Below are 21,181 nucleotides of genomic sequence, written 5' to 3'. Positions count from 1 at the left end.
ATGCAATAAAGTTGTATGTTTATTTTATTGGTTATAAAAAAAACGGGTAAGCATTGGCACTTACCCGTTTCATTATTTACTGTTTATGCATTTCGTAATGTTAGTTACGACGCTCGAAGGCCAGCGCTTTTCTTTCCACCAGACGCATCAGCAGCGTCAGCAGGCCGTTCACCACCAGATAAATGATACCGGCTGCGCCGAAGACCATCACGTCATAGGTGCGCCCGTACAGCAGCTGGCCATGACCCATCACTTCCATCAGGGTGATGGTGTAAGCCAGCGAGGTGCTCTTAAAGACCAGTACCACTTCGTTAGAGTACGAGGAGAGGGCGCGTTTAAAAGCATACGGTAGCAGAATCGCCAGCGTATCCTTCTTGCTCATCCCCAGCGCGCTGCAGGACTGCCACTGGCCGTCCGGAATGGCGCGGATGGCGCCGTAGAACAGCTGGGTAGTATAAGCCGCGCTGTTTAACGATAAGGCGATCAGCGCGCACAGCCAGGGCTCAGAAATCAGATGCCACAGCACCGGGTAATTCTGCAATGACGGGAACTGTCCTGGCCCGTAGTAGATCAGGAAGATCTGCACCAGCAGCGGCGTCCCGGTAAACAGGGTGATATAGCCGCGGACGATCCACACCACCACCGGCGTTTTTAACGTCAGGACGATAGTAAAGATCAGCGCCAGGATCAGCGCCACGACGATCGATGCCGCGGTCAGCGTCAGGCTGGTATGCAGCCCTTTCAGCAGTTCGGGTAAGTAATCGAGCATCAACCTGGTCTCCGTTCGAAGCGCGTCGCACGCTGGTCAATACGCTTGAGGATGTATTGACTCAACAGGGTGATGACGAGATAAATCGCTGCCGCAATGATGTACCAGTTAAACGGCTCCTGAGTACGGGTAGCAATACTTTTGGTTTGCAGCATCAGGTCGTTGACGCTGATAAGGCTGACCAGCGCGGTATCCTTCAGCAGCACCAGCCATTGGTTGCCCAGACCCGGCAGAGCATGGCGCCACATCTGCGGCATCACCAGGCGAAAGAATATCGCCGCCTTCGACAAACCCAGCGCTTGTCCGGATTCCCACTGCCCCTGCGGCACCGCTTTCAAGGCGCCGCGCAGGGTCTGCGAGGCATAGGCTGCATACAGTAGGGAAAGCGCAATGGCGCCGCAGAGGAACGGGCTGACGTCGAAATTCTCAATTTGCATCTGTACCGGAATCTGCACAAACCCAAGATTGAGAGTAAAACCGTCAGACAGCGTCAGCAGCAGCTGTGAGGAACCAAAGTAGATAAACAGCACCACCAGAATTTCCGGTAGGCCGCGTAAAATCGTGACGATGCCGGTCGCCAGCCATGCCACAGGACGCCATTTCACCGACTCCAGCACGGCGAAAAGCATCGCCAGCACCAGGCCGATGACCAGCGCGCAAACGGCAAGGCCGACGGTCATCCCGGCGGCGCTTGCTAATGGAAAAAATTCGTTCATTCAGCGTTACTTCTGGAACCATTTGCTATAGATGGTCTGGTACGTCCCATCTTTCTTCACTTTTTCCAGCGCAGCGTTAAATTTCTGCTGCAGCTCGGTATTGCCCTGACGAACCGCAATGCCGAGGCCGGTACCGAAGTAGTCTTTATCCGTCACTTTATCACCCACTGGCGCCAGCTTCGGATTGCTCTTCAGCCATTCGGTCACTACCGCCGTGTCGCCGAAGACGGCGTCAATGCGGCCGTTTTGCAGATCCAGTTTGGCATTCTGGTAGCTGTCGTAAGGAACGGTGGTGATTTCCGGATGCTTATCAGTGATGAATTTCTGGTGGGTAGTGCCGTTCTGCACGCCAACTTTTTTGCCTTTAAGCTGGTCAATGCCGGTGAACTTGCCCTGCTGGCCGACGAACAGCGCCGAGTTTTCATAATACGGGGTGCTGAACAGTACCTGTTTTTCACGCTCAGGGGTGATATCCATACCGGCCATGACGGCGTCGAAGCGGCGGAATTTCAGCCCTGGGATCAGACTATCGAAAGCCTGGTTAGTAAAGGTGCAGGTCGCGTCCATCTCTTTGCACAGCGCGTTAGCCAGATCGACGTCAAAGCCGACGATTTTGTTGTTGGCGTCTACCAGCTCAAACGGAGGGTAGGAGGCCTCGGTGGCGAAACGGATGGTCTGGGCTGCGGTAGCGGAAAGGCTCATGCCCGCGAGCAGAGCGGCAATCAGTACTTTTTTCATCGTTATTTCCCCGAAAACATCAATGTGAAAGATAGTTTTTAAAGGCGTCGGTTTGCGGATGCGCGAAGCAGTTAGCATCCCCTTGCTCAACGATATGCCCGTTTTCCATATACACCACGCGGCTGGCGGTTTTACGCGCCACTTCCACTTCGTGGGTAACGATAACCTGGGTGATTCCGGTCTCCGCCAGTTCGCGAATGATGCTGACGATCTGGGCAGTGATTTCCGGATCCAACGCGGCGGTGGGTTCATCAAATAGCAGCACCTGAGGCTCCATCATCAGCGCGCGGGCAATCGCTACGCGCTGCTGTTGACCGCCTGACAGATGCAGCGGATAGCGGTCGCTGTAAGGTTTAAGGCGTAAACGCTCGAGTAGTTTTTCGGCGCGCACCAGCGCCTGATCTTTGGTTAATCCCAGCACGCGGCACGGGGCTTCGATCAGGTTTTGCACCACGGTCAGGTGTGGCCACAGATTGTACTGCTGGAAGACCATCCCGACATTCTGGCGCAGCTCGCGAATAGCTTTGTCAGACGGCGCTTTGGTGAAGTCGAATTGATTACCGGCGATGTTTAAGGTACCGGAACGCGGCATCTCCAGCAGGTTGAGTACGCGAAGCAGCGAGCTTTTACCGGCGCCGCTTGGGCCGAGGAGCACCAGCGTTTCCCCCTGCGGGCAATCCAGCGTGATGTCGAACAGCGCCTGGTGCGCGCCGTAGAAGCAATTAATGCCGTTTAGTTTAATACTCATCTGGGCAGTCTGATACGAATAGCTATTGAGGCCGCAAATAGTACCTTTGACAGAATAGTTATGCAATATTTATGCGTTAAAAGTTAAATGTAAACCACATTTATCACTAAAGTTAGCACAAAATATGGGTTCGTGTGGTAGGGGGGAACAAATGTCGGCATTACCGCACGGAATACCGACATTTTACCGGGGTTATCGTTTCAGCGGGGTGGCTTTAACGCCGAAATCAGCGTTTCTCAAGACTCTGACGCAGCGTACCCGCCGGAGCGTGGCTGTTTATGCCAAGGTAGCGGACATCGTCAACCGCCCAGCACTGGCCTTCCTGAATCATCAGCACTTCATCTTTCCAGCTCTGCGTACCCTGTTTCAATTCGACGCGCAGCGGAATATTGCGCGCATCGCGGTTCGGGATGGTCGAGGCGCTGGCGACGTCGGCGCTATCCGCCGGGGTGGAACTGCTGGAGAATGGATTTGATTGCAGCAGCGCGTTACGCGATGGATCCTGACGGGCGTCGTTCAGCAGTTTAGCCAGATCGTCGCTCAGATACGGGCGCAGCGCGGTGAGATCGTTATTTCGGTGCTGGATTTGATAATCATAGAACTGCTGCGCTACCTCGTCCGGGCCGCCCTCGATGCAGGAACCGCTGCGGGTGCCGTTGTCTTTATAAGCCGGGGTCACGGTGGTACAGGCGCTCAGCGCCAGTGCGCAAGGCAAAACAAGTGCAAGAATGTTGTAGCGCATGATGATTTCCTTATGAACTCACTACGTTGTTAGATTCTGCTAAAGCATAGCGTAAGCGCGCCAATTGTACTTGACGCAAAGAGCTAAGACCTTGATGTGACAACGACCATCGGCTGCCCGCGCCTCTTGTGCGGGCAGCCGGCGTATCAGAACTGATAACTATAGTTGACGCTGGCGAACCACAGGTAAGGGCGATCGTAGCTGCCGGAGATGATTTCCGGTGATTTTACGTGGGAAGATTGCATGTGCAGATAAGAGACCGCGACGCCGATATTGCTGGCGGGGGTTATCTGGTATTGCGCGCCGGTGGCGAAGCGCCATTCATCGCCGGTTGGCAGGGAAAGCGCCGTGTCGCTTTGCGAATCATAAACCGTACTGTCGAAACCGACACCGGCGTTCAGACGCCACTGCTCGGTCGGCCGGTACTGTACGCCGACGGCGGTATGCCAGGAGTCCTTCAGGCGGTTATTTTTACTACTTTCGTGACCGGCAACGGTGATTTGCGGGCTGCCGAACTGGCTCCAGTCCTGCCAGCCGAGATCGCCCATCACCGACCACTGTTTATTGATGTCATGCACCAGGCTGAGCATAATCTGCTGCGGCGCGCGGACCTGGGCGGAAATCGGTAGATCATATGAGACGTTCGGTAAATTGGGGAAACGCGCTTTCCCCTTAACGTTAAAGTCATAATCGGTTTTACTGTTCCAGGTGATGCCGGCGCGGGTCTGGTCGGTCAACTGCATCAGCAGGCCCAGACGATAGCTCATCGCCCAATCATGATCTTTATCTTTCTCATCATTACCGTCGACGTTACGCGTCAGCGATAAATAACCGTAGTTCAGGTTGGCCGATGCGCCGACAGAGAGCCTATCGTTAAGTTTCCACGCCAGTGATGGGCTCAGCGTCATCGCCACCATGGTGCTTTTTTTGATCAGCCGGTCGCCGGCCCAGTTGCCAAAATCAATGCCTAAACCGTAGTTGCCGTACAGACCGATCCCGGCATACACATCATCATTGATTTTCTGCGCATAAAAGCCGCTGGCGTTCGGGAACAGATTCATCACGTTACCAGGACTATTACCGCCGTGGTCATTATTCATCTGGTACGGGACATCGCCGCCCATGACCTGCGCGCCGCCGGTAAACATATGATCCGGCAGCCGGGTCATGCCGGCAGGGTTGGTGACGATGGTGGAGGCATCCTGCGCGCGGGCGGCCTGGCCTGCGCCTGCCAGGCCGACGTCTTCGGTGCCGATTTCATAAAAATAGAGCGCGCTGGCATGGGTAAAGCCAGAGCAGAGCAACCCAGAAATAAGAAATGCGATTTTTTTCATTTGCCACCTGCGGTAATTTAAACGCGAGCATCTTCTTATGCCCAAAAGTATAGAGGACATCTCTTTTTGGCGTCGAATTTATACTGATAGTCCAGGGGGATATATTGCGAGTCCGATAACGGAGTGGATTAACTATTTTAGACGTTATCCGGATTAGCATCCTGATGAAGGCGCATATTTGATATGACTAGTCGCGGATGGTAAATGAGAAAGGCGTATAAAAATAAATGTTCGCAGGAAAATTAAAAAGAAGCATTATCATCCTCAGATGATAATGCTCTTATAATGGGAAAAACTAATTATTTCTTCTTATAGATATTCGCAGATACGTGCAGTTTCTTATCGGTATTGCCGGAAGAGAGAACCACAACGTCAGCGCCTTTTTCATCGGCTTTTTTGATCAGTTCTTCGCGCGCATCGCTTGGCGCAGTTTGACCGGTAGAGGAGATGGTACCAATTTTGTGGTATTGACCCTGTACTTTAGCGAAATCTTCTTTGCTCAGAATTTCTGCAGAAAATGCGTTCGCGGTTAAAAACAATGCTGCACCTGCCACTAAAGCTGCATATTTCATATTATTAATCTCCATTGTTTATCTTGCTATCATCATGCCCTTGTTTTAACTAACCAATGAGCGCCATCAGATTGAATCAAGCCCGTCTTTTTTTCAAGCGAAATGCTGCATTTTTATGACCTTTAATTAACGATTTTTTAAAGAAAAGATGACGTTGTTCTCATTGATAACGCTTGCTTTTTATTGCGCAATAGACTGTATCGGGGCGTAAGATCTTTTTCATCTGTCGTTAGCTGAAAATGACGTTAAGCGGCGAGTGGCTGAAGCGGCCGGCAACAGACATTCCCGGATTGATGGTTTATCATATAGAAAAGTTACCGCGGGCAGCTTAACGCATTGTCCAGATGCTGAAAAAGGAGTAGCTATGCCGACAGAACAACGGCTGGATCCGCGCGAAAATCGAACGATGCTGTGGGCCAGTCGCGAAAATGTGCAAAAACACGCGCTGTCGCGCAGCATGCCGTGGCTGGCGTTCGTCAATATTGCCTTTGCCTTGATGGTCATCTTCCGCAACGTTCTGTTCACCGAGTTCAATCATCAAAGATTGACTAATCCAGATATTATCCCTTATCTGGAGATGGCGCTTGGGGTCATTATCGTTTTCTCGCTGGCGCTTTGCGTGATGGTTATCTCCGGGCGAATATTAAGTGGTATTTATGCCACTAAAGTGATTTCTGCTATCTTATTGATCCTCAGCTTATGTTGGGCGATGAGTAGTTACTGTTTCATCATTTTATGGTCGCTGCCGTTCGCCTGGCCGCTGCTGGTTATTTTAATGACCACCGGTCTTGCCGCGCTCTATTATTTCCCGGTGGGCCTTGTAGCTTACCTTGTTCCTTTATGGGGTACTTCATTACTCGCTGGGGTGCAAATACATCACGGCGTCGATTTACGTTTTTTAATTCTTTGGGTAATTTGTACCGCTATTATGGTATACGGCCGTCAGATATTACAGCGCTGGTATGATGAAGCCTGGAATACCCATCAGGAGAATATGCAACTGATTAACCGGCTGGAAAACATGGCTAATCAGGATGCGTTGACGGCGACGGCTAACCGTCGGGCGCTGGACAATTTTTTGGCTCAGGCCTGGGAACGGAAAGAGCCGCTGGCGCTGATCATTCTCGATGTCGACTTTTTTAAACGTTATAACGACCACTACGGTCACCAGGCCGGTGATTACTGCCTCTCCTGCATCGCCTCAGTGCTGAAGATGTCGGTGCGCGCGCAGGATGATATGGTGGCGCGCTATGGCGGCGAGGAGTTTGTGATTGTCCTGCCGCTGCAATCATTAGATAGCGCTACGGCGGTGGCGCAGCGGATCCAACAGAAAATTCGCGAAGCGGCGCTGCCGCATGCCAAATCCGATGTTGGGCCGCTGGTGACGGTCAGTATGGGGATTGTCGCTTCAGAGGGAGGCACCCCACCTTCAGAGTTGATCGCGCAGGCGGATGCGGCGCTGTATAAAGCCAAGCAAGAAGGGCGTAATCGATGGTCTTATTAGGAAAGCGCATTATCCAGCTTGCGCTTGCCGCGTTGCTGCTGGCAGGCTGTGCGCAGGAGCAGGGCATTGTCGACAAACAGGGTTATCAGCTGGATACCCGTCATCCGGCGCAGGCGGCTTATCCTCGTATTAAGGTCCTGGTCATTCACTATACCGCCGATAACTTTGATGTCTCGTTGGCGACCCTGACCGATAAAGAGGTCAGTTCGCACTATTTAATTCCCGAGCAGCCGCCGCTGCGCCACGGTAAACCGCGTATCTGGCAACTGGTGCCGGAGGAAGATTTAGCCTGGCACGCCGGCATCAGCTTCTGGCGCGGCAGTACGCGGATCAACGATACGTCGATTGGTATTGAGCTGGAAAATCGCGGCTGGCAAAAAAACGGCGATATAAAAAGTTTTACCCCATTTAATCCAGCGCAAATTGCAGCGCTTATCCCGCTGGCGAAAGATATCATCGCCCGCTATCACATTCAGCCGCAGAACGTCGTCGCCCATGCCGATATCGCGCCGCAGCGTAAGGACGACCCCGGCCCGCTGTTCCCGTGGCGAGCGCTGGCGCAGCAGGGGATTGGTGCCTGGCCCGATGATGCGCGTGTCGCCTTTTATCTGCAAGGGCGCCCGAGCTGGCAGCCGGTCGATCGCGGCGAATTGTTAGACCTGCTGTCGCGCTACGGCTATCAGGTCACTCCGGAGATGACCCCGGCGCAGCAAAAACGGGTGATCATGGCTTTCCAGATGCACTTCAGGCCATCACGCTGGGACGGCGTGGCCGATGCGCAAACGCAGGCCATCGCCGAGGCGTTGCTGGAAAAATATGGGCAGGGGTGAACATTTGGCAGCAAACAGGATGGTTTGCTGCCGTAATCGACGGTTTTAATCGTGCAGTTTACCGTGGTCTTTTAACCACGCTGCGGTGCGCGAAACGCCCTCATCCAGGGTAACGATCGGCTGATAACCAAGTTCCTGCTGGGCGCGGGAGATATCGAGGGTAAAGTCGAAATTGAGCTTTGAGACGCCGTAATGGGTGAAGGCCGGTTCTTTTGCCGATTTATTACCGAAATGCTCCATGCTACGGGCGATAATATCCAGCATCGGATAGGGCACCGAACGGATTCTGCACTTGATGCTCAGCTCGTCAATAAGCTTCTGCACAATGCTACGCAGCGTCCGCGGCTCGCCGTTGCTGATATTCCACGCCCGCGCGGAAGGTAAGTGGTCGCACTGCGGCTGACTGGCCAGCCACATCGCATGCACCGCATTTTCGTAGTAGGTCATATCCACCAGCGCGTTACCGCCGCGCGGCAGGAGCACGCTGCCGTAGTGGCGCATCATCTGCACCATTCGCGGAATAAAGACCTTATCATGCGGCCCGAACAGGCTTTGCGGGCGCAATATCGTAAAGCGGGTATGCGGGTTCGCCTGCGCCAACAGATTGATAACCTCTTCGCTGGCCGCCTTGCTGCGGGCGAATTCATTGGCGAAGCGGTGCGGGCGGAAATCTTCCTGAATATCGCGATGGTGGTGATAATCGAAATAGAGCGAAGGTGATGAAATATGGACGAAATTGCGTACGCCCCAGGCCACGGACCATTCGCCAAGGCGGCGCGTTGCGCGAACGTTGGCTAAATCGAAGGCTTGCTGGGTTCCCCACGGCGAGGTAAAGCTGGAACAGTGCCATAGCGTATCGATACCGGCGAGCATCACTTTAGCCTGCGAAGAGACCAGTTCGGTTAGATCAGCAGGAATAAATTCCGCGCCCATTTTGCTCAGAAGCTTACCCATCGCTTCGTTGCGCCCGGTTGCTCGCACGCTGATGCCCTTGTTGCGCAGATATTCCACCGCATTACGGCCTAATCCGCTGGTCGCACCGGTAACCAGTACCTTCATATCAATCTACTGTCCCAGAAAAGAATTTCGTGCGCATTTTTCCGTGATTCTCCCGAGTATGCAATGAGAATCATGAAAGAATAACGCTTAATCTTCGTTTTTGCCTGTGATTTGCTCGGCCTGGCGGGCGATGCGTCGCGCCATGCCGCGAAAAATAAACAGATGCGCCGGGATCATCAGCAGCCAGTAGAACAGGCCAGGCATGCCGTGTGGATGCCACCAGGCGCGAACGTCGAGCTCGCGATGGTCGCCTTTATCGCGAATGGTAAAGCTTAAACGACCAAGACCGGGAGCTTTCATGCCAAACAATAGGGTTAACTGTTGTTCTTCTTCCACAATAATCACTTTCCAACTGTCGACCGTATCGCCGGTTTGCAGATAGTCATGCCGCGGTCGCCCCTTGGCCAGGCGGTGGCCGACCAGCAGATCCATGGCGCCGCGGATTTTCCACAGGATATTGCCGAAGAAGTACCCCTCTTTGCCGCCGATTTGGTTCACCACTCGCCACAGCGCCTTACGGCTCGCCCGGGTGCTAACGGTGCAGCCTGCCTGCTTGGGGTAATAGCCATACTCCGGCCGCCAGCGGGCGAAAGCCTGGGCGTCGTAGCCCCAGTCGCTGGAGTTCACCAGCTGTTCTTCCTCTTTCAGGGTACGACGCACCGCCTGATCGAAGGGAATCAAGGTTTGCGGGATCAGCGCGCGTAGCGAACGATCGTCGGCGATCAGATCGTGCTTGAGCCCCTGAATTAGTGCTTTAGCGATGGTGGGGGGCACCGAGGTGATAACGTTCAGGAACCACACCGAAATCCAGCGGGTCGGAAAGGGGATAGGGATCAACAGGCGATGCCTACCGCTGACCGCCATAAAATGGGTGAACTGCTGCTGATAGCTGAGAACATCCGGGCCGGCGGCCTCGAAAACGCGGTGTTCACGGGCCGGATGGTTGAGTAACTCCACCAGATAGTAGAGCAGGTTTTCCAGCGCGATGGGCGTGGTGCGCGATCGAACCCAGCGCGGCGGCGTCAGCACCGGCAGGTTGTAAACCATGTCGCGCATCACTTCAAAAGCGGCGGATCCGGCGCCGACGATGATACCCGCCCGTAACTCGGTGACGGGGATCCCTGACTCGCGTAGAACATCGGCCGTCACCTGGCGGGCGCGCAGATGGTCGGACTGCTCCTGCGCCGGAGCCTGCAGCGAGCTGAGAAATATCACCTGGCGCACCGGCGTCTGACGCAAAGCATCGCGCACGTTAACGGCGACCCGGCGTTCATGAGCGATGAAATCACCGCCTTCGCCCATGCCATGCACCAGGTAGTAAAGGGTATCGACCCCGCGAAGCAGAGCAGGGAGATCCTGCGGCTGATTGAGGTCGATAGCGTGGCAGGTGACGCCGGGAAGATCGAGCTTCTGCAGCCTGTCGATATGGCGTGCCGCCGCCAACACCGGATAACCTCGCGCGCTTAATTCGCGCACCAGATGCTGGCCAATATAGCCGCTGGCGCCAAGCACCAGAATAGATTGCGACACGCCTGACTCCTTAGCGTTGTAAAAAGGCTTGCCAGTGACCGACCACTTCCGTCAACTGCTGGCGGTTAACATCGAGATGCATGACCAGACGCACGACAGGCGAGGCGTTGATCAACACGCCGCGGGCCTGCATGAATTCGCCGAGCGCCCGAGCCTGCTCCTCACCGACGCGCACGAACAGCATGTTGGTGTCGTGGCGCATCACGTCAGCGCCGACGGCGCGAAGCTGTTCCGCCATCCACGCGGCGTTGTCGTGATCCTCCTGCAGACGGGAAACGTTATTCTGCAGAGCATACAGACCGGCGGCGGCCAGAATGCCTGCCTGACGCATCCCGCCGCCGACCATTTTACGCCAGCGAATGGCGCGGCGGATGTACGCTTCGTTGCCCAGCAGCAGAGAACCGACCGGCGTACCGAGCCCTTTTGACAGGCAAATGGTGAACGAATCGCAGTACTGCGCGATATCGCGCAGCTCGCAGCCGTACTCTACAACGGCGTTGAAGATACGCGCGCCATCGACGTGTAGCGCCAGATTGCGCTGGCGGGTGAACGCCCAGGCCTCTTGCAGATAGCCGCGTGGCAGCACCTTACCGTTGTGCGTGTTCTCCAGGCTTAACAGGCGGGTGGGGGCGAAATGGATATCGTCGGGCTTTATTTTGGCCGCCACTTTATCCAACGGTAGCGAACCGTCCGCCGCGGCATCGATCGGCTGCGGCTGAATGCTGCCCAGCACCGCAGCGCCGCCGGCTTCATACAGATAGTTATGCGCGCCCTGGCCGACGATGTACTCTTCGCCGCGCTGACAGTGGCTAAGCAGGCCAACGAGGTTGGCCTGGGTGCCGGTAGGCAGAAACAGCGCCGCCTCTTTACCTGCGAGCTCAGCGGCATAGCGCTGGAGTTCATTGACGGTCGGGTCGTCGCCATACACATCGTCCCCGACCGGGGCGGCCATCATGGCCTCCAGCATGGCGCGCCCGGGGCGGGTTACGGTATCACTGCGAAGATCTATCACGGCATATCCTTGTTCTGATTCAGGGTGATAGCATTGTTTTACCTGAGCCAGTTGGTTTTCGCTAGTTCAATGACTTCGTCTCCGCGTCCGCTGATGATCGCGCGCAGCATATACAGGCTAAAGCCTTTAGCCTGCTCCAGCTTAATTTGCGGCGGGATCGCCAGCTCTTCCTTAGCGACAACTACATCGACTAATACCGGACCGTCGGTGCTAAAGGCGGTCTGCAGCGCCTCATCAACCTCAGAGGCTTTCTCGACGCGTATCCCTTTGATCCCGCAGGCTTCGGCAATGCGGGCGAAGTTGGTGTCGTGCAGTTCGGTTCCATCGGTCAGATAGCCGCCGGCTTTCATCTCCATCGCCACGAAGCCGAGAATGCTGTTATTAAAAATGACGATTTTTACCGGCAGCTTCATCTGCGCCAGCGATAAAAAGTCACCCATCAGCATGCTGAAGCCGCCATCACCGCACATCGCGATGACCTGGCGATGCGGCGCGGTCGCCTTGGCGCCAATAGCCTGCGGCATGGCGTTGGCCATCGAGCCGTGGTTAAACGAACCCAGCAGGCGGCGTTTGCCGTTCATTTTCAGATAGCGCGCCGCCCAGACGGTAGGGGTACCGACGTCGCAGGTAAAGATCGCGTCGTCGTCGGCAAAGCGGCTAATCTGCTGCGCCAGATACTGGGGATGGAGCGCTTTCTCGCTGGGTTTGGCGAGATCGTCAAGCCCTTTACGCGCTTCGCGATAGTCCTCCAGCGCTTTATCGAGAAAGCGGCGATCGGTTTTCTCTTCCAGCAGCGGCAGCAGCGCTTTCAGGGTCGATTTGATATCGCCCACCAGCGCCATATCCACCTTACTGTGCGCGCCGATGCTACCGGGGTTGATGTCGATCTGGATAATTTTGGCGTCGGTGGGATAGAACGCGCGATAGGGGAACTGGGTGCCGAGCAGGATCAGCGTGTCGGCGTTCATCATGGTATGGAAACCGGAAGAGAAGCCGATAAGCCCGGTCATGCCAACATCGTAAGGATTATCGTATTCGACGTGCTCTTTGCCGCGCAGAGCATGGACGATAGGGGCCTTAATTTTCGCCGCAAACTCTACCAGCTCCTGGTGCGCGCCGGCGCAGCCGCTGCCGCACATCAGGGCAATATTACTCGAGTAACGGATAAGCTGCGCCAGCTTGTGCAGCTCTTCGTCCGCCGGGGTGACCGTGGGCTGCGGCGCATGATACCAGTGGCTGCTGGCGCTTTCCGGAGCCGGTTTCAGCGCTACGTCGCCGGGCAACACAACTACCGAAACGCCGCGGTTAATGACCGCCTTACGCATGGCGATAGCCAACACCTGCGGAATTTGCTCCGGAGTGGAGACCAGCTCGCAGTAGTGGCTGCATTCGCGGAACAGCTCTTGTGGATGGGTTTCCTGGAAATAACCGCTGCCGATTTCGCTCGAGGGAATATGGGCGGCGATGGCCAGCACCGGTACGTGGTTGCGATGGCAATCGAACAAACCGTTAATCAGATGAAGGTTGCCCGGCCCGCAGGAACCGGCGCAGACCGCCAGCTCGCCGGTGAGTTGGGCTTCGGCACCGGCGGCAAAGGCGGCAACCTCTTCATGCCGGGTCGGCATCCATTCGATGGTCCCCATGCGGTTTAAACTGTCGCTCAAGCCGTTGAGGGAATCCCCGGTTACGCCCCAAATACGTTTAACGCCAGCTTGTTCAAGGGTTTTTGCAATATATGACGCCACGGTCTGTTTCATGGTTTTCCATCTCCTTTTTGTGATAACGCTATCAAGCTTAGATGAAACTACAGGTCGCGTTGCCGATTGCCCCTTATTTTTCGCTGGTTTTATTGGCGGAATATTGCGCATACTCTGGGAACACATAGGGTGTAAAACAGGAAGCACATCAAATGGTTAAGGGATTGTTAAACACAGTAAATAAAACGCTATCGCATGAAGATGCCGGTAAACTCTTGTTACGACTTGCCGTTGGCGGCTTAATGTTGTTTCACGGTCTGCATAAGCTAATCGACGGCGTGGATGGCATTAGCGGGATGCTGGTCGCGAAAGGGCTACCGGGGTTCATTGCCTACGGCGTGCTGGTGGGGGAGGTCGTCGCGCCTTGTTTACTTATTCTTGGCGTCTTGACGCGCCCGGCGGCGCTGATGTTGGCGTTCACCATGGCGGTCGCCTGGTTGATGGTTGGGACGGGTAAAACTTTCGCGCTGGATGCCGTCGGCGCATGGGCGATTGAAAGCCTGGTCTATTTCTTTATCGGCGCGTTGGCGATTGCGCTATTAGGGGCTGGGCGTTATTCGTTGGCCGGTCAGTCGGCCTGGCGGTAAAAAAGTGCCGGATGGCGGCATTAATGCCTTATCCGGCCTACGGTCCGTGCGGCCTGCCTTTAATTTATTCACCACGCTGGCTGACACTATTGGTGCTGGTGATCTCAAAATCCCCCGGTGGCGCTACCGCTTATCGGGGCTACAGCACGATGCGATTTGGTAGCCCGGAGAAGGCGCAACGCGCCGCGTCCGGGAAAATCCTTAAAAAAGTTGCAAACCGATAACAGTGCGGCCTGCCTTTAATTTATTCACCATGCTGGCTGAAACTGTCGGTGTTGGCGGCCTCAAAATCGCTGAGACGTTCCCGGAAGGCCGGGGCAGCCCGCATGGATGCGGGCTGAGGGCCGTGTTTTGCAAGGACGCTGCCTCGGCCCGACCCGAAGCCTGCAGGGATAAGTCGAAGGTACCACGAAGTGGCGATTTTGGCGGCCAGAGCCCGGGGGTACAGGGGGCGGCGGCGACTGGCCGCCCCCTGTACGCTCCCTGCGCCATGAGGGGCATAACGCAGAAGAAATATCGGAGCGCAATGTGCTCAGAATTAACACAAAGCACATGTTTTCCCCGACCAAAATCGTTGCAAACCGATAACAGTATCTACGGCCCTGTAGCCCCGGTAAGCGGTAGCGCCCCCGGGGATTTTAACCTCAGGCGAGAACCAGATCGCTCTGCGGGTGGCAGGAACAGGCCAGCACGTAGCCATCTGCGATTTCCGCATCGGTCAGCGTCATGGTGCTGGTAACGCTGTATTCGCCGGCAACCACTTTGGTTTTGCAGCAGCCGCAGACGCCAGCGCGGCAGGCGACGGTCACCGGTACCTTATTGCTTTCCAGCGCTTCCAGCAACGTGGTGCCGACCGGCGCGTAGAACGTTTTCGCCGGCTGCAGCTTAGTGAATTTCAATCCGTCGGAAGCGGCTTCCGCCACCGGGGTAAAGAACTTCTCTTTAAAGAAACGCGTCACGCCAAGCGCCGTCACTTCCTGTTCCACCATCTCCATATAAGGCGCCGGGCCGCAGGTCATCACGGTACGGCTGGCTATATCCGGCACGCTTTGCAACAGCTCGCGAGTGAGGCGCCCGGCGATAAAGCCCGGCGTCGCGTCGTTTTCCGCCACCAGCGTGACCGGGTATTGACGCCACTCTTCGGCAAAAATCACATCCTTCGGCGAACGCACGTTAAAGATAACCTGCACATCCGCCTGCGGGCGGTACTTCGCCAACCAGCGGCGCATCGACATAATCGGCGTCACGCCGCAGCCGGCGGCCAGCATCAGAAAACGATCGCTTGTTTTATCTTCACAGGTAAATTCGCCCATCGCATCCGACAGCCAGATATAGTCGCCGCGTTTCACATCGCGGGTTAACCACTGTGAGCCTGCGCCATCGTCAATACGACGAACGGTCAGCGTAATGTATTCACTGACCCCGGGCGTTGAGGAGAGCGTATAGGCGCGCAGCGTATCCGCCGAATGGCGCACGCTAACCAGCGCGTACTGCCCGGCACGATAGGGATAATAGTCGTGGCACAGCAACGAAATCGTCCATACGTCCGGCGTTTCCTGCTGAATATGATGAACCTGCATTCGCCACGGGCACTGTTGAGTTGGCATTGTCATGCGGTGACTCCTTATGCGCTCAGCAACTGCTGCATATCTTGTTCTACGGTAGTGACGGAACGCAGACCGAACTTCTCGTTGAGGACAGCCAGCAGGTCCGGGGTGAAGAAGCCAGGCGCGGTTGGGCCGGTGACGATGTTTTTCACCCCGAGCGACAGCAGCGTCAGCAGGATGACGATGGCTTTTTGTTCGAACCAGGAGAGTACCAACGACAGCGGCAGATCGTTTACGCCACAGCCCAGTTTTTCCGCCAGCGTTACCGCGAGAATAATCGCCGAGTAGGCATCGTTACACTGACCGGCGTCGACCAGACGCGGCAGGCCTTCGATATCGCCGAAATCCAGCTTGTTGAAGCGGTATTTACCGCATGCGAGGGTTAAAATCAGGCAGTCGTCCGGTACGCTGGTGGCGAAATCAGTGAAGTAGTTACGTTCGCCGCGCGCGCCGTCGCAGCCGCCGACGAGGAAGATGTGGCGCAGTTTTTCACGGCTGACCAGATCAATCAGCGTATCCGCCGCGCCGAGCAGCGTCTGGCGGCCGAAGCCGACGGTGATCAGATGCGGGATTTCGCTATACGGGAAGCCGGCCATTTGCTGCGCCTGGGTGATAACCGGGGAGAAATCTTCGCCTTCCAGATGGTTGACGCCCGGCCAGCCGACGATGCTGCGGGTCCAGATGCGATCGTCGTAAGCGCCTACGGTCGGGTCGATGATGCAGTTGGAGGTCATCACGATGGGGCCCGGGAAGCGGGCGAATTCAACCTGCTGGTTCTGCCAGCCGCTGCCGTAGTTGCCGATCAGGTGTTTGAACTTACGCAGTTCCGGATAACCGTGCGCCGGCAACATTTCGCCGTGGGTATAGACGTTAACGCCGGTACCTTCGGTCTGCTCCAGCAGGTTATAAAGATCTTTCAGATCGTGGCCGGAGATCAGGATGCACTTACCTTCGGTGGCTTTAACGTTGACCTGAGTCGGCGTCGGGTGGCCATATTTCGTGGTTTCACCGGCGTCGAGGATGCTCATCACTTTGAAGTTCATCTGGCCGATTTCCATCGAACATTCCAGCAGAGCGTTCATATCGGCAGGCCAGGTCCCCAGCCACGCCATGATTTTATGGTACTGGGCGTAAATGTCGTTGTCGTACTGGCCGAGCACGTGCGCGTGTTCCATATAGGCCGCAGCGCCTTTCAGGCCGTACAGGCACAGCAGGCGCAGGCCGAGGATATTTTCACCGATCGCGGCCTTGTCTTTATTTGGCGTATAGTCCGCCGCCTGACGTTGCAGATCGCCCAGATCATCGCTAACCAGCTGCAGATCGGCGACCGGGCTGTCGACGGCGGCGTTGGCGTCAATATTCAGGCATTGCGCTTTCAACGCCTCGCGCATCGCGATCGCCTGACGGGCGTAGCCGACGATACGCGGCGAGTCGAAGTTCACGTTGGTCAGAGTAGAGAAGAACGCGCGCGGGGCGAAATTATCCACCTCATGATCGATGATGCCATATTCACGTGCCTTAACGGCCCATGCGGAGAGCCCCTGCAGCGAAGCAATCAGCAGATCCTGCAAATCGGAGGTTTCAGCGGTTTTACCGCACATACCCTGCGCGTAAGAACAGCCATTTCCTGCCGGCGTACGGATAGTTTGTTCACATTGCACACAAAACATGATCACACCCTTTAAAGTTATATTTTAGATACATGTTTAAGGTTATGCCTGTGTCTGTACGGAGAAAAGGTATTTCTGATACAACTTAAAGGGAGATTGATTTAGCGCAATTTTGGCGGTAGGGATCTACCGCCACAGGGGGATCAGGCTGAGAAGAACGCCATCAGCACCGGCACCAGCAGGCTGAGGATAAAACCGTGTACGATGGCTGCAGGCACGATTTCCACGCCGCCGGAGCGCTGTAGCACCGGCAGAGTAAAGTCCATCGAGGTTGCGCCGCACAGCCCAAGCGCGGTGGAGCGGCTACGCATTACCATGCCCGGGATCAGCATAATAGCCAGCAGCTCACGGGCCAGATCGTTAAAGAATGTGGCGCTGCCTATGACCGGGCCGTAGGATTCGGTCATCAGGATCCCCGAAAGGGAGTACCAGCCGAATCCGGACGCCATCGCCAGACCGGTTTTAATGGGCAGACCAAGAATAAGGGCATTAATCACTCCGCCAAATAATGAACTGGCTGCGACCACTACCGCGACAATCATGCCACGACGATTAAGGACTATTTGCCGTAATGTCATTCCATTATTACGTAGCTGAATACCGATAAGGAATAATAAGAAAATTAAAGTATATTCGCTGGCTTCGGTCGCATGTTGTAAAAAAGAGAGGCCGCTTAACCCCAGCAGAAAACCAATTAGCACGACGCCAAGCAGCTGCAGCGACTCGAGAGCCATCGCCAGGCGCGAGGGTAATTTTTCCGGACGATGCTTAACCCGCCACGGCATTTTTTTATCCAGCCATAGCAGTGCTGCAATATTGCACAGAATAATTACCACAATGCTGACCGCGGAGTAATGCAGTATTGATAACAGATTGCTGCTGAGGTTATCGAGGAAGGCAAGGCTAATCCCCATGAAAAAGAGGATGACGTAAACAATCCAGCTAAGCAGCCGGGTAATCAGTTTCAGTGCGGAAGGGTGACGCAGAGGAATCAGATAGCCGACAATCAACGGCAGCAGAATGATTAATAGTCCCGAAAACATGAACGGCAAGGTCCTTGCAAATTAAGAATAGCGCCAATGACACTACCCAATTCGCCAGGCCGAGTAAAGCTGTCGGCAAAAAGAAAAAACCCGGCATCGCCGGGCTTCTTGCGAGGATTAGTCGCGTTTTTCGAGCAGGGTGCGGTACAGCACGCCGCCGAGGATACCACCGATGATTGGCATCACCCAGAACAGCCACAGCTGCTGCAGCGCCCAGCCGCCCTGGAAGATAGCGACCGCGGTGCTACGCGCCGGGTTTACGGACGTGTTGGTGACCGGAATGCTAATCAGGTGAATGAGGGTCAGCGCCAGGCCGATGGCGATCGGCGCAAAGCCCGCCGGGGCGTTTTTATCGGTCGCACCGTGGATAACCAGCAGGAATCCGCAGGTCAGCACGATTTCGATAACGATAGCGGACAGCATCGAGTAGCCGCCCGGGGAGTGTTCGCCGAAACCGTTTGAAGCGAAGCCGCTCGCGGCAGCGTCAAAACCGGCTTTACCGCTGGCGACAACGTACAGCACCGCGGCGGCAATAATACCGCCGACCACCTGGGCGATAATATAACCGATGACGTCTTTAGCCGGGAAACGACCGCCGGCCCACAGACCTAAAGTTACCGCCGGGTTAAAGTGACCGCCGGAAATATGACCCACGGCAAAAGCCATGGTTAATACGGTTAAACCGAAGGCCAGGGCGACGCCGGCAAAACCAATTCCCAATTCCGGGAACGCTGCTGCCAGCACTGCGCTGCCGCAGCCGCCGAATACGAGCCAGAATGTGCCGAAGCACTCTGCTGCTAATTTTCTGAACATAACCACCTCAAATAATAATGTAAACGAACACGTTATGACGTGCCGGTCTTTATTTATCGACGCAAAGGATGACGATAAAAATAAAGCGTCGCTATTTTAGGGACGAACGCCACCCTCGGACTAGTTAAATAAATTGATGTAATTTGATTTAGAGCAATGAGATGATTTTCCTTTCACCATGCATGATTTATGCAAGTGTAGAACACAACGCTGAAAAATAAACTACTACCGAAGATGAATTAATTTATTAATTATATGAAATCAAGAGCCGATACCTTACAAACTCATTTGCTTCTGGATTCCATTGTCGGCGTGGGAAGCAGGGGGTGCCATGTCGTCTGCGCCTCGCTATACTGCTGATTACTGAAGGAGAATGTGGGCCAGGCGGAGGGGATATGCATCTTGAGCGTGTAGAGATCGTCGGATTTCGCGGTATCAACCGTTTATCGTTGATGCTCGAGCAAAACAATGTGCTAATCGGCGAAAACGCATGGGGTAAATCCAGCCTGCTGGACGCTCTGACGCTGCTTTTATCGCCTGAGTTTGACCTGTACCATTTCGTGCGCGATGACTTCTGGTTTCCCCCCGGCGATATTCAGGGGCGGGAGCATCATCTACATATCATTTTAACTTTCCGCGAGAATGAACCCGGGCGCCATCGCGTGCGCCGTTTTCGTCCGCTTAGCGATTGCTGGGTGCCGTGCGATGACGGCTACCAGCGTATTTTCTATCGCCTTGAGGGCGAGCTGGCGGATGACGGCAGCGTGATGACCCTGCGTAGTTTTATTAACTGCCAGGGAGAGGCGCTGGAGCTGCATGATATTGACGATCTGGCGCGCCACCTGGTACGCCTGATGCCGGTGCTGCGCCTGCGCGACGCCCGCTTTATGCGCCGAATTCACAACGGTACCGTGCCGCATTCGCCGCAAATTGAAATTACCGCCCGGCAGCTGGATTTTCTCTCCCGCGAGCTGGTCAATCACCCGCAAAATCTCACCGATGGGCAAATCCGCGAAGGGCTGTCGGCGATGGTGCAACTGCTAGAACATTATTTCGCCGAGCAGAGCAGCGCGCAAAGCCGCAATCGCCTGATGCGCCGACGTTCTCATGATGAACAACGCAGCTGGCGCTATCTCGATATTATTAACCGAATGATTGATAAACCCGGTGGTCGTAGTCACCGGGTGATCCTGCTTGGGTTGTTCTCCACTTTATTGCAGGCGAAGGGGACCGTCCGCCTCGATCGCGATGCGCGGCCGCTGCTGCTGATTGAGGACCCGGAAACGCGTCTGCATCCGATCATGCTTTCGGTCGCCTGGCATTTACTGAATCTGTTGCCGCTGCAGCGAGTCACCACAACCAATTCCGGCGAACTTTTGTCGTTAACGCCGGTTGAACAGGTGTGTCGGCTGGTACGTGAATCGTCCCGCGTCTCGGCGTGGCGGCTCGGTCCCGGCGGGATGAATGCGGAAGATAGTCGCCGCATTGCGTTTCACATTCGCTTCAACCGCGCGTCATCGCTGTTCGCCCGCTGCTGGTTGCTGGTGGAAGGCGAAACGGAAACCTGGGTTATCAACGAACTGGCGCGCCAGTGCGGGCATCATTTCGACGCTGAAGGGGTGAAGGTTATCGAGTTTGCCCAGTCCGGACTTAAGCCGCTGATTAAATTCGCCCGCCGGATGGGGATTGAATGGCATGTGCTGGTTGACGGCGATGAGGCCGGTAAGAAGTATGCCGCTACGGTGCGCGGGCTACTCAACAACGATAACGAACTGGAACGCGTGCACTTAACCATGCTTCCGGCGATGGATATGGAACACTTTATGTATCGTCAGGGGTTCGACGATGTTTATCATCGGGTGGCGCAGATCCCGGATAATATGCCGATGAACATGCGCCGGGTGATCACTAAAGCTATACATCGTTCATCGAAACCCGATCTGGCGATAGAGGTCGCGATGGAGGCTGGGCGGCGGGGAATTGACGCCGTCCCGACGTTGCTGAAAAAGATGTTTTCCCGCGTGCTGTGGCTGGCGCGCGGGCGCGCTGATTAGCCCAGCGGCGAAAACCGTGCCATGTTACGCCGCAAGACAAAGCCGCAGCCCAACATCAATAAACATTAAGCATTGCTAAAATTCTGGCTTCTGTTC

At 55.2% G+C, this 21,181-nt stretch carries 19 protein-coding genes; 4 read left to right on the top strand and 15 right to left on the bottom strand.

Annotated elements, in window-relative coordinates:
- Positions 1-100 precede the first annotated feature (100 nt).
- The 7 genes from artM to yahO all read right to left on the bottom strand — a co-directional run bounded on the left by artM (position 101) and on the right by yahO (position 5,619).
- Positions 101-769 carry an arginine ABC transporter permease ArtM gene (artM, locus tag PGR23_RS08845; protein ID WP_015704859.1) on the bottom strand — a complete coding sequence of 223 codons (669 nt, stop codon included), beginning with the start codon at positions 767-769 and terminating at the stop codon, positions 101-103.
- Positions 769-1,485 carry an arginine ABC transporter permease ArtQ gene (gene artQ / locus PGR23_RS08840; RefSeq protein WP_015367517.1) on the bottom strand — a complete coding sequence of 239 codons (717 nt, stop codon included), beginning with the start codon at positions 1,483-1,485 and terminating at the stop codon, positions 769-771. Before artQ ends, artM begins: the two co-directional genes overlap by 1 nt.
- 6 nt (positions 1,486-1,491) lie before the next feature.
- A complete protein-coding gene (gene artI, locus PGR23_RS08835; RefSeq protein WP_015367516.1) occupies positions 1,492-2,223 on the bottom strand; it encodes an arginine ABC transporter substrate-binding protein ArtI in 732 nt (243 codons plus the stop codon).
- A 19-nt stretch (positions 2,224-2,242) separates the two neighbouring features.
- The gene (gene artP, locus PGR23_RS08830) at positions 2,243-2,971 is read right to left on the bottom strand and encodes an arginine ABC transporter ATP-binding protein ArtP (RefSeq protein ID WP_285198814.1); all 729 of its coding nucleotides are present in this window, start codon (positions 2,969-2,971) and stop codon (positions 2,243-2,245) included.
- Between the two features lie 226 nt (positions 2,972-3,197).
- Positions 3,198-3,713, bottom strand: a complete 516-nt coding sequence (locus PGR23_RS08825) for a lipoprotein (RefSeq protein ID WP_045396309.1) — start codon at positions 3,711-3,713, stop codon at positions 3,198-3,200.
- Between the two features lie 146 nt (positions 3,714-3,859).
- Complete coding sequence (locus PGR23_RS08820; protein ID WP_396279803.1) at positions 3,860-5,047, bottom strand: OmpP1/FadL family transporter; 1,188 nt, start codon at positions 5,045-5,047, stop codon at positions 3,860-3,862.
- A 299-nt stretch (positions 5,048-5,346) separates the two neighbouring features.
- Positions 5,347-5,619 (bottom strand): DUF1471 family periplasmic protein YahO, encoded by a 273-nt coding sequence (gene yahO, locus PGR23_RS08815; RefSeq protein WP_045396302.1) that lies wholly within the window; start codon positions 5,617-5,619, stop codon positions 5,347-5,349.
- A gap of 364 nt (positions 5,620-5,983) precedes the next feature.
- Here yahO and PGR23_RS08810 point away from each other — a divergent pair, with 364 nt between their 5' ends.
- A complete protein-coding gene (locus PGR23_RS08810; RefSeq protein WP_045396296.1) occupies positions 5,984-7,123 on the top strand; it encodes a GGDEF domain-containing protein in 1,140 nt (379 codons plus the stop codon).
- Positions 7,111-7,953, top strand: a complete 843-nt coding sequence (locus tag PGR23_RS08805) for an N-acetylmuramoyl-L-alanine amidase (RefSeq protein ID WP_045396293.1) — start codon at positions 7,111-7,113, stop codon at positions 7,951-7,953. Before PGR23_RS08810 ends, PGR23_RS08805 begins: the two co-directional genes overlap by 13 nt.
- Positions 7,954-7,998: 45 nt before the next feature.
- Here the strand turns inward: PGR23_RS08805 and PGR23_RS08800 are convergent, their stop codons facing one another.
- From PGR23_RS08800 to poxB, 4 genes are all read right to left on the bottom strand, one after another.
- The gene (locus tag PGR23_RS08800; protein ID WP_047049052.1) at positions 7,999-9,012 is read right to left on the bottom strand and encodes an NAD-dependent epimerase/dehydratase family protein; all 1,014 of its coding nucleotides are present in this window, start codon (positions 9,010-9,012) and stop codon (positions 7,999-8,001) included.
- Positions 9,013-9,099: 87 nt separating this feature from the next.
- Positions 9,100-10,542 (bottom strand): SDR family oxidoreductase, encoded by a 1,443-nt coding sequence (locus tag PGR23_RS08795; protein ID WP_047049050.1) that lies wholly within the window; start codon positions 10,540-10,542, stop codon positions 9,100-9,102.
- Between the two features lie 10 nt (positions 10,543-10,552).
- Positions 10,553-11,554 (bottom strand): low-specificity L-threonine aldolase, encoded by a 1,002-nt coding sequence (ltaE, locus tag PGR23_RS08790; RefSeq protein ID WP_045396282.1) that lies wholly within the window; start codon positions 11,552-11,554, stop codon positions 10,553-10,555.
- Positions 11,555-11,592: 38 nt separating this feature from the next.
- The gene (gene poxB / locus PGR23_RS08785) at positions 11,593-13,311 is read right to left on the bottom strand and encodes a ubiquinone-dependent pyruvate dehydrogenase (RefSeq protein WP_045396281.1); all 1,719 of its coding nucleotides are present in this window, start codon (positions 13,309-13,311) and stop codon (positions 11,593-11,595) included.
- Positions 13,312-13,463: 152 nt separating this feature from the next.
- Here poxB and PGR23_RS08780 point away from each other — a divergent pair, with 152 nt between their 5' ends.
- Positions 13,464-13,898, top strand: a complete 435-nt coding sequence (locus PGR23_RS08780) for a DoxX family protein (protein WP_289577042.1) — start codon at positions 13,464-13,466, stop codon at positions 13,896-13,898.
- 644 nt (positions 13,899-14,542) lie between these two features.
- Here the strand turns inward: PGR23_RS08780 and hcr are convergent.
- The 4 genes from hcr to aqpZ form a co-directional block, all read right to left on the bottom strand.
- Complete coding sequence (gene hcr, locus PGR23_RS08775) at positions 14,543-15,511, bottom strand: NADH oxidoreductase (RefSeq protein ID WP_396279802.1); 969 nt, start codon at positions 15,509-15,511, stop codon at positions 14,543-14,545.
- An 11-nt stretch (positions 15,512-15,522) separates the two neighbouring features.
- A complete protein-coding gene (gene hcp / locus PGR23_RS08770; RefSeq protein ID WP_045396269.1) occupies positions 15,523-17,175 on the bottom strand; it encodes a hydroxylamine reductase in 1,653 nt (550 codons plus the stop codon).
- Positions 17,176-17,318: 143 nt separating this feature from the next.
- The gene (locus tag PGR23_RS08765) at positions 17,319-18,218 is read right to left on the bottom strand and encodes a lysine exporter LysO family protein (protein WP_047065549.1); all 900 of its coding nucleotides are present in this window, start codon (positions 18,216-18,218) and stop codon (positions 17,319-17,321) included.
- 117 nt (positions 18,219-18,335) lie between these two features.
- The gene (gene aqpZ, locus PGR23_RS08760) at positions 18,336-19,031 is read right to left on the bottom strand and encodes an aquaporin Z (RefSeq protein WP_015367500.1); all 696 of its coding nucleotides are present in this window, start codon (positions 19,029-19,031) and stop codon (positions 18,336-18,338) included.
- Between the two features lie 395 nt (positions 19,032-19,426).
- Here aqpZ and PGR23_RS08755 point away from each other — a divergent pair, with 395 nt between their 5' ends.
- Positions 19,427-21,085 carry an ATP-dependent endonuclease gene (locus tag PGR23_RS08755; RefSeq protein ID WP_045396265.1) on the top strand — a complete coding sequence of 553 codons (1,659 nt, stop codon included), beginning with the start codon at positions 19,427-19,429 and terminating at the stop codon, positions 21,083-21,085.
- Positions 21,086-21,181: the final 96 nt, after the last annotated feature.

Origin of the sequence: Klebsiella sp. 141162 (assembly GCF_050600755.1) — a bacterium.
GTDB lineage: Bacteria > Pseudomonadota > Gammaproteobacteria > Enterobacterales > Enterobacteriaceae > Klebsiella > Klebsiella aerogenes.
The sequence above is the reverse complement of the archived record's forward strand: the minus strand, read 5'-3'. Positions and strand labels throughout refer to the sequence as shown.

Bases quoted from the DNA above. Each gene is read 5' to 3' on its own strand.
- PGR23_RS08765 (WP_047065549.1), bottom strand. From the start codon at position 18,218: ATGTTTTCGGGACTATTAATCATTCTGCTGCCGTTGATTGTCGGCTAT.
- hcr (WP_396279802.1), bottom strand. From the start codon at position 15,511: ATGACAATGCCAACTCAACAGTGCCCGTGGCGAATGCAGGTTCATCAT.
- PGR23_RS08780 (WP_289577042.1), top strand. From the start codon at position 13,464: ATGGTTAAGGGATTGTTAAACACAGTAAATAAAACGCTATCGCATGAA.
- aqpZ (WP_015367500.1), bottom strand. From the start codon at position 19,031: ATGTTCAGAAAATTAGCAGCAGAGTGCTTCGGCACATTCTGGCTCGTA.
- artQ (WP_015367517.1), bottom strand. From the start codon at position 1,485: ATGAACGAATTTTTTCCATTAGCAAGCGCCGCCGGGATGACCGTCGGC.
- PGR23_RS08755 (WP_045396265.1), top strand. From the start codon at position 19,427: ATGCATCTTGAGCGTGTAGAGATCGTCGGATTTCGCGGTATCAACCGT.
- PGR23_RS08825 (WP_045396309.1), bottom strand. From the start codon at position 3,713: ATGCGCTACAACATTCTTGCACTTGTTTTGCCTTGCGCACTGGCGCTG.
- hcp (WP_045396269.1), bottom strand. From the start codon at position 17,175: ATGTTTTGTGTGCAATGTGAACAAACTATCCGTACGCCGGCAGGAAAT.
- PGR23_RS08820 (WP_396279803.1), bottom strand. From the start codon at position 5,047: ATGAAAAAAATCGCATTTCTTATTTCTGGGTTGCTCTGCTCTGGCTTT.
- poxB (WP_045396281.1), bottom strand. From the start codon at position 13,311: ATGAAACAGACCGTGGCGTCATATATTGCAAAAACCCTTGAACAAGCT.
- artI (WP_015367516.1), bottom strand. From the start codon at position 2,223: ATGAAAAAAGTACTGATTGCCGCTCTGCTCGCGGGCATGAGCCTTTCC.
- PGR23_RS08800 (WP_047049052.1), bottom strand. From the start codon at position 9,012: ATGAAGGTACTGGTTACCGGTGCGACCAGCGGATTAGGCCGTAATGCG.
- yahO (WP_045396302.1), bottom strand. From the start codon at position 5,619: ATGAAATATGCAGCTTTAGTGGCAGGTGCAGCATTGTTTTTAACCGCG.
- PGR23_RS08810 (WP_045396296.1), top strand. From the start codon at position 5,984: ATGCCGACAGAACAACGGCTGGATCCGCGCGAAAATCGAACGATGCTG.
- PGR23_RS08805 (WP_045396293.1), top strand. From the start codon at position 7,111: ATGGTCTTATTAGGAAAGCGCATTATCCAGCTTGCGCTTGCCGCGTTG.
- artP (WP_285198814.1), bottom strand. From the start codon at position 2,971: ATGAGTATTAAACTAAACGGCATTAATTGCTTCTACGGCGCGCACCAG.
- artM (WP_015704859.1), bottom strand. From the start codon at position 769: ATGCTCGATTACTTACCCGAACTGCTGAAAGGGCTGCATACCAGCCTG.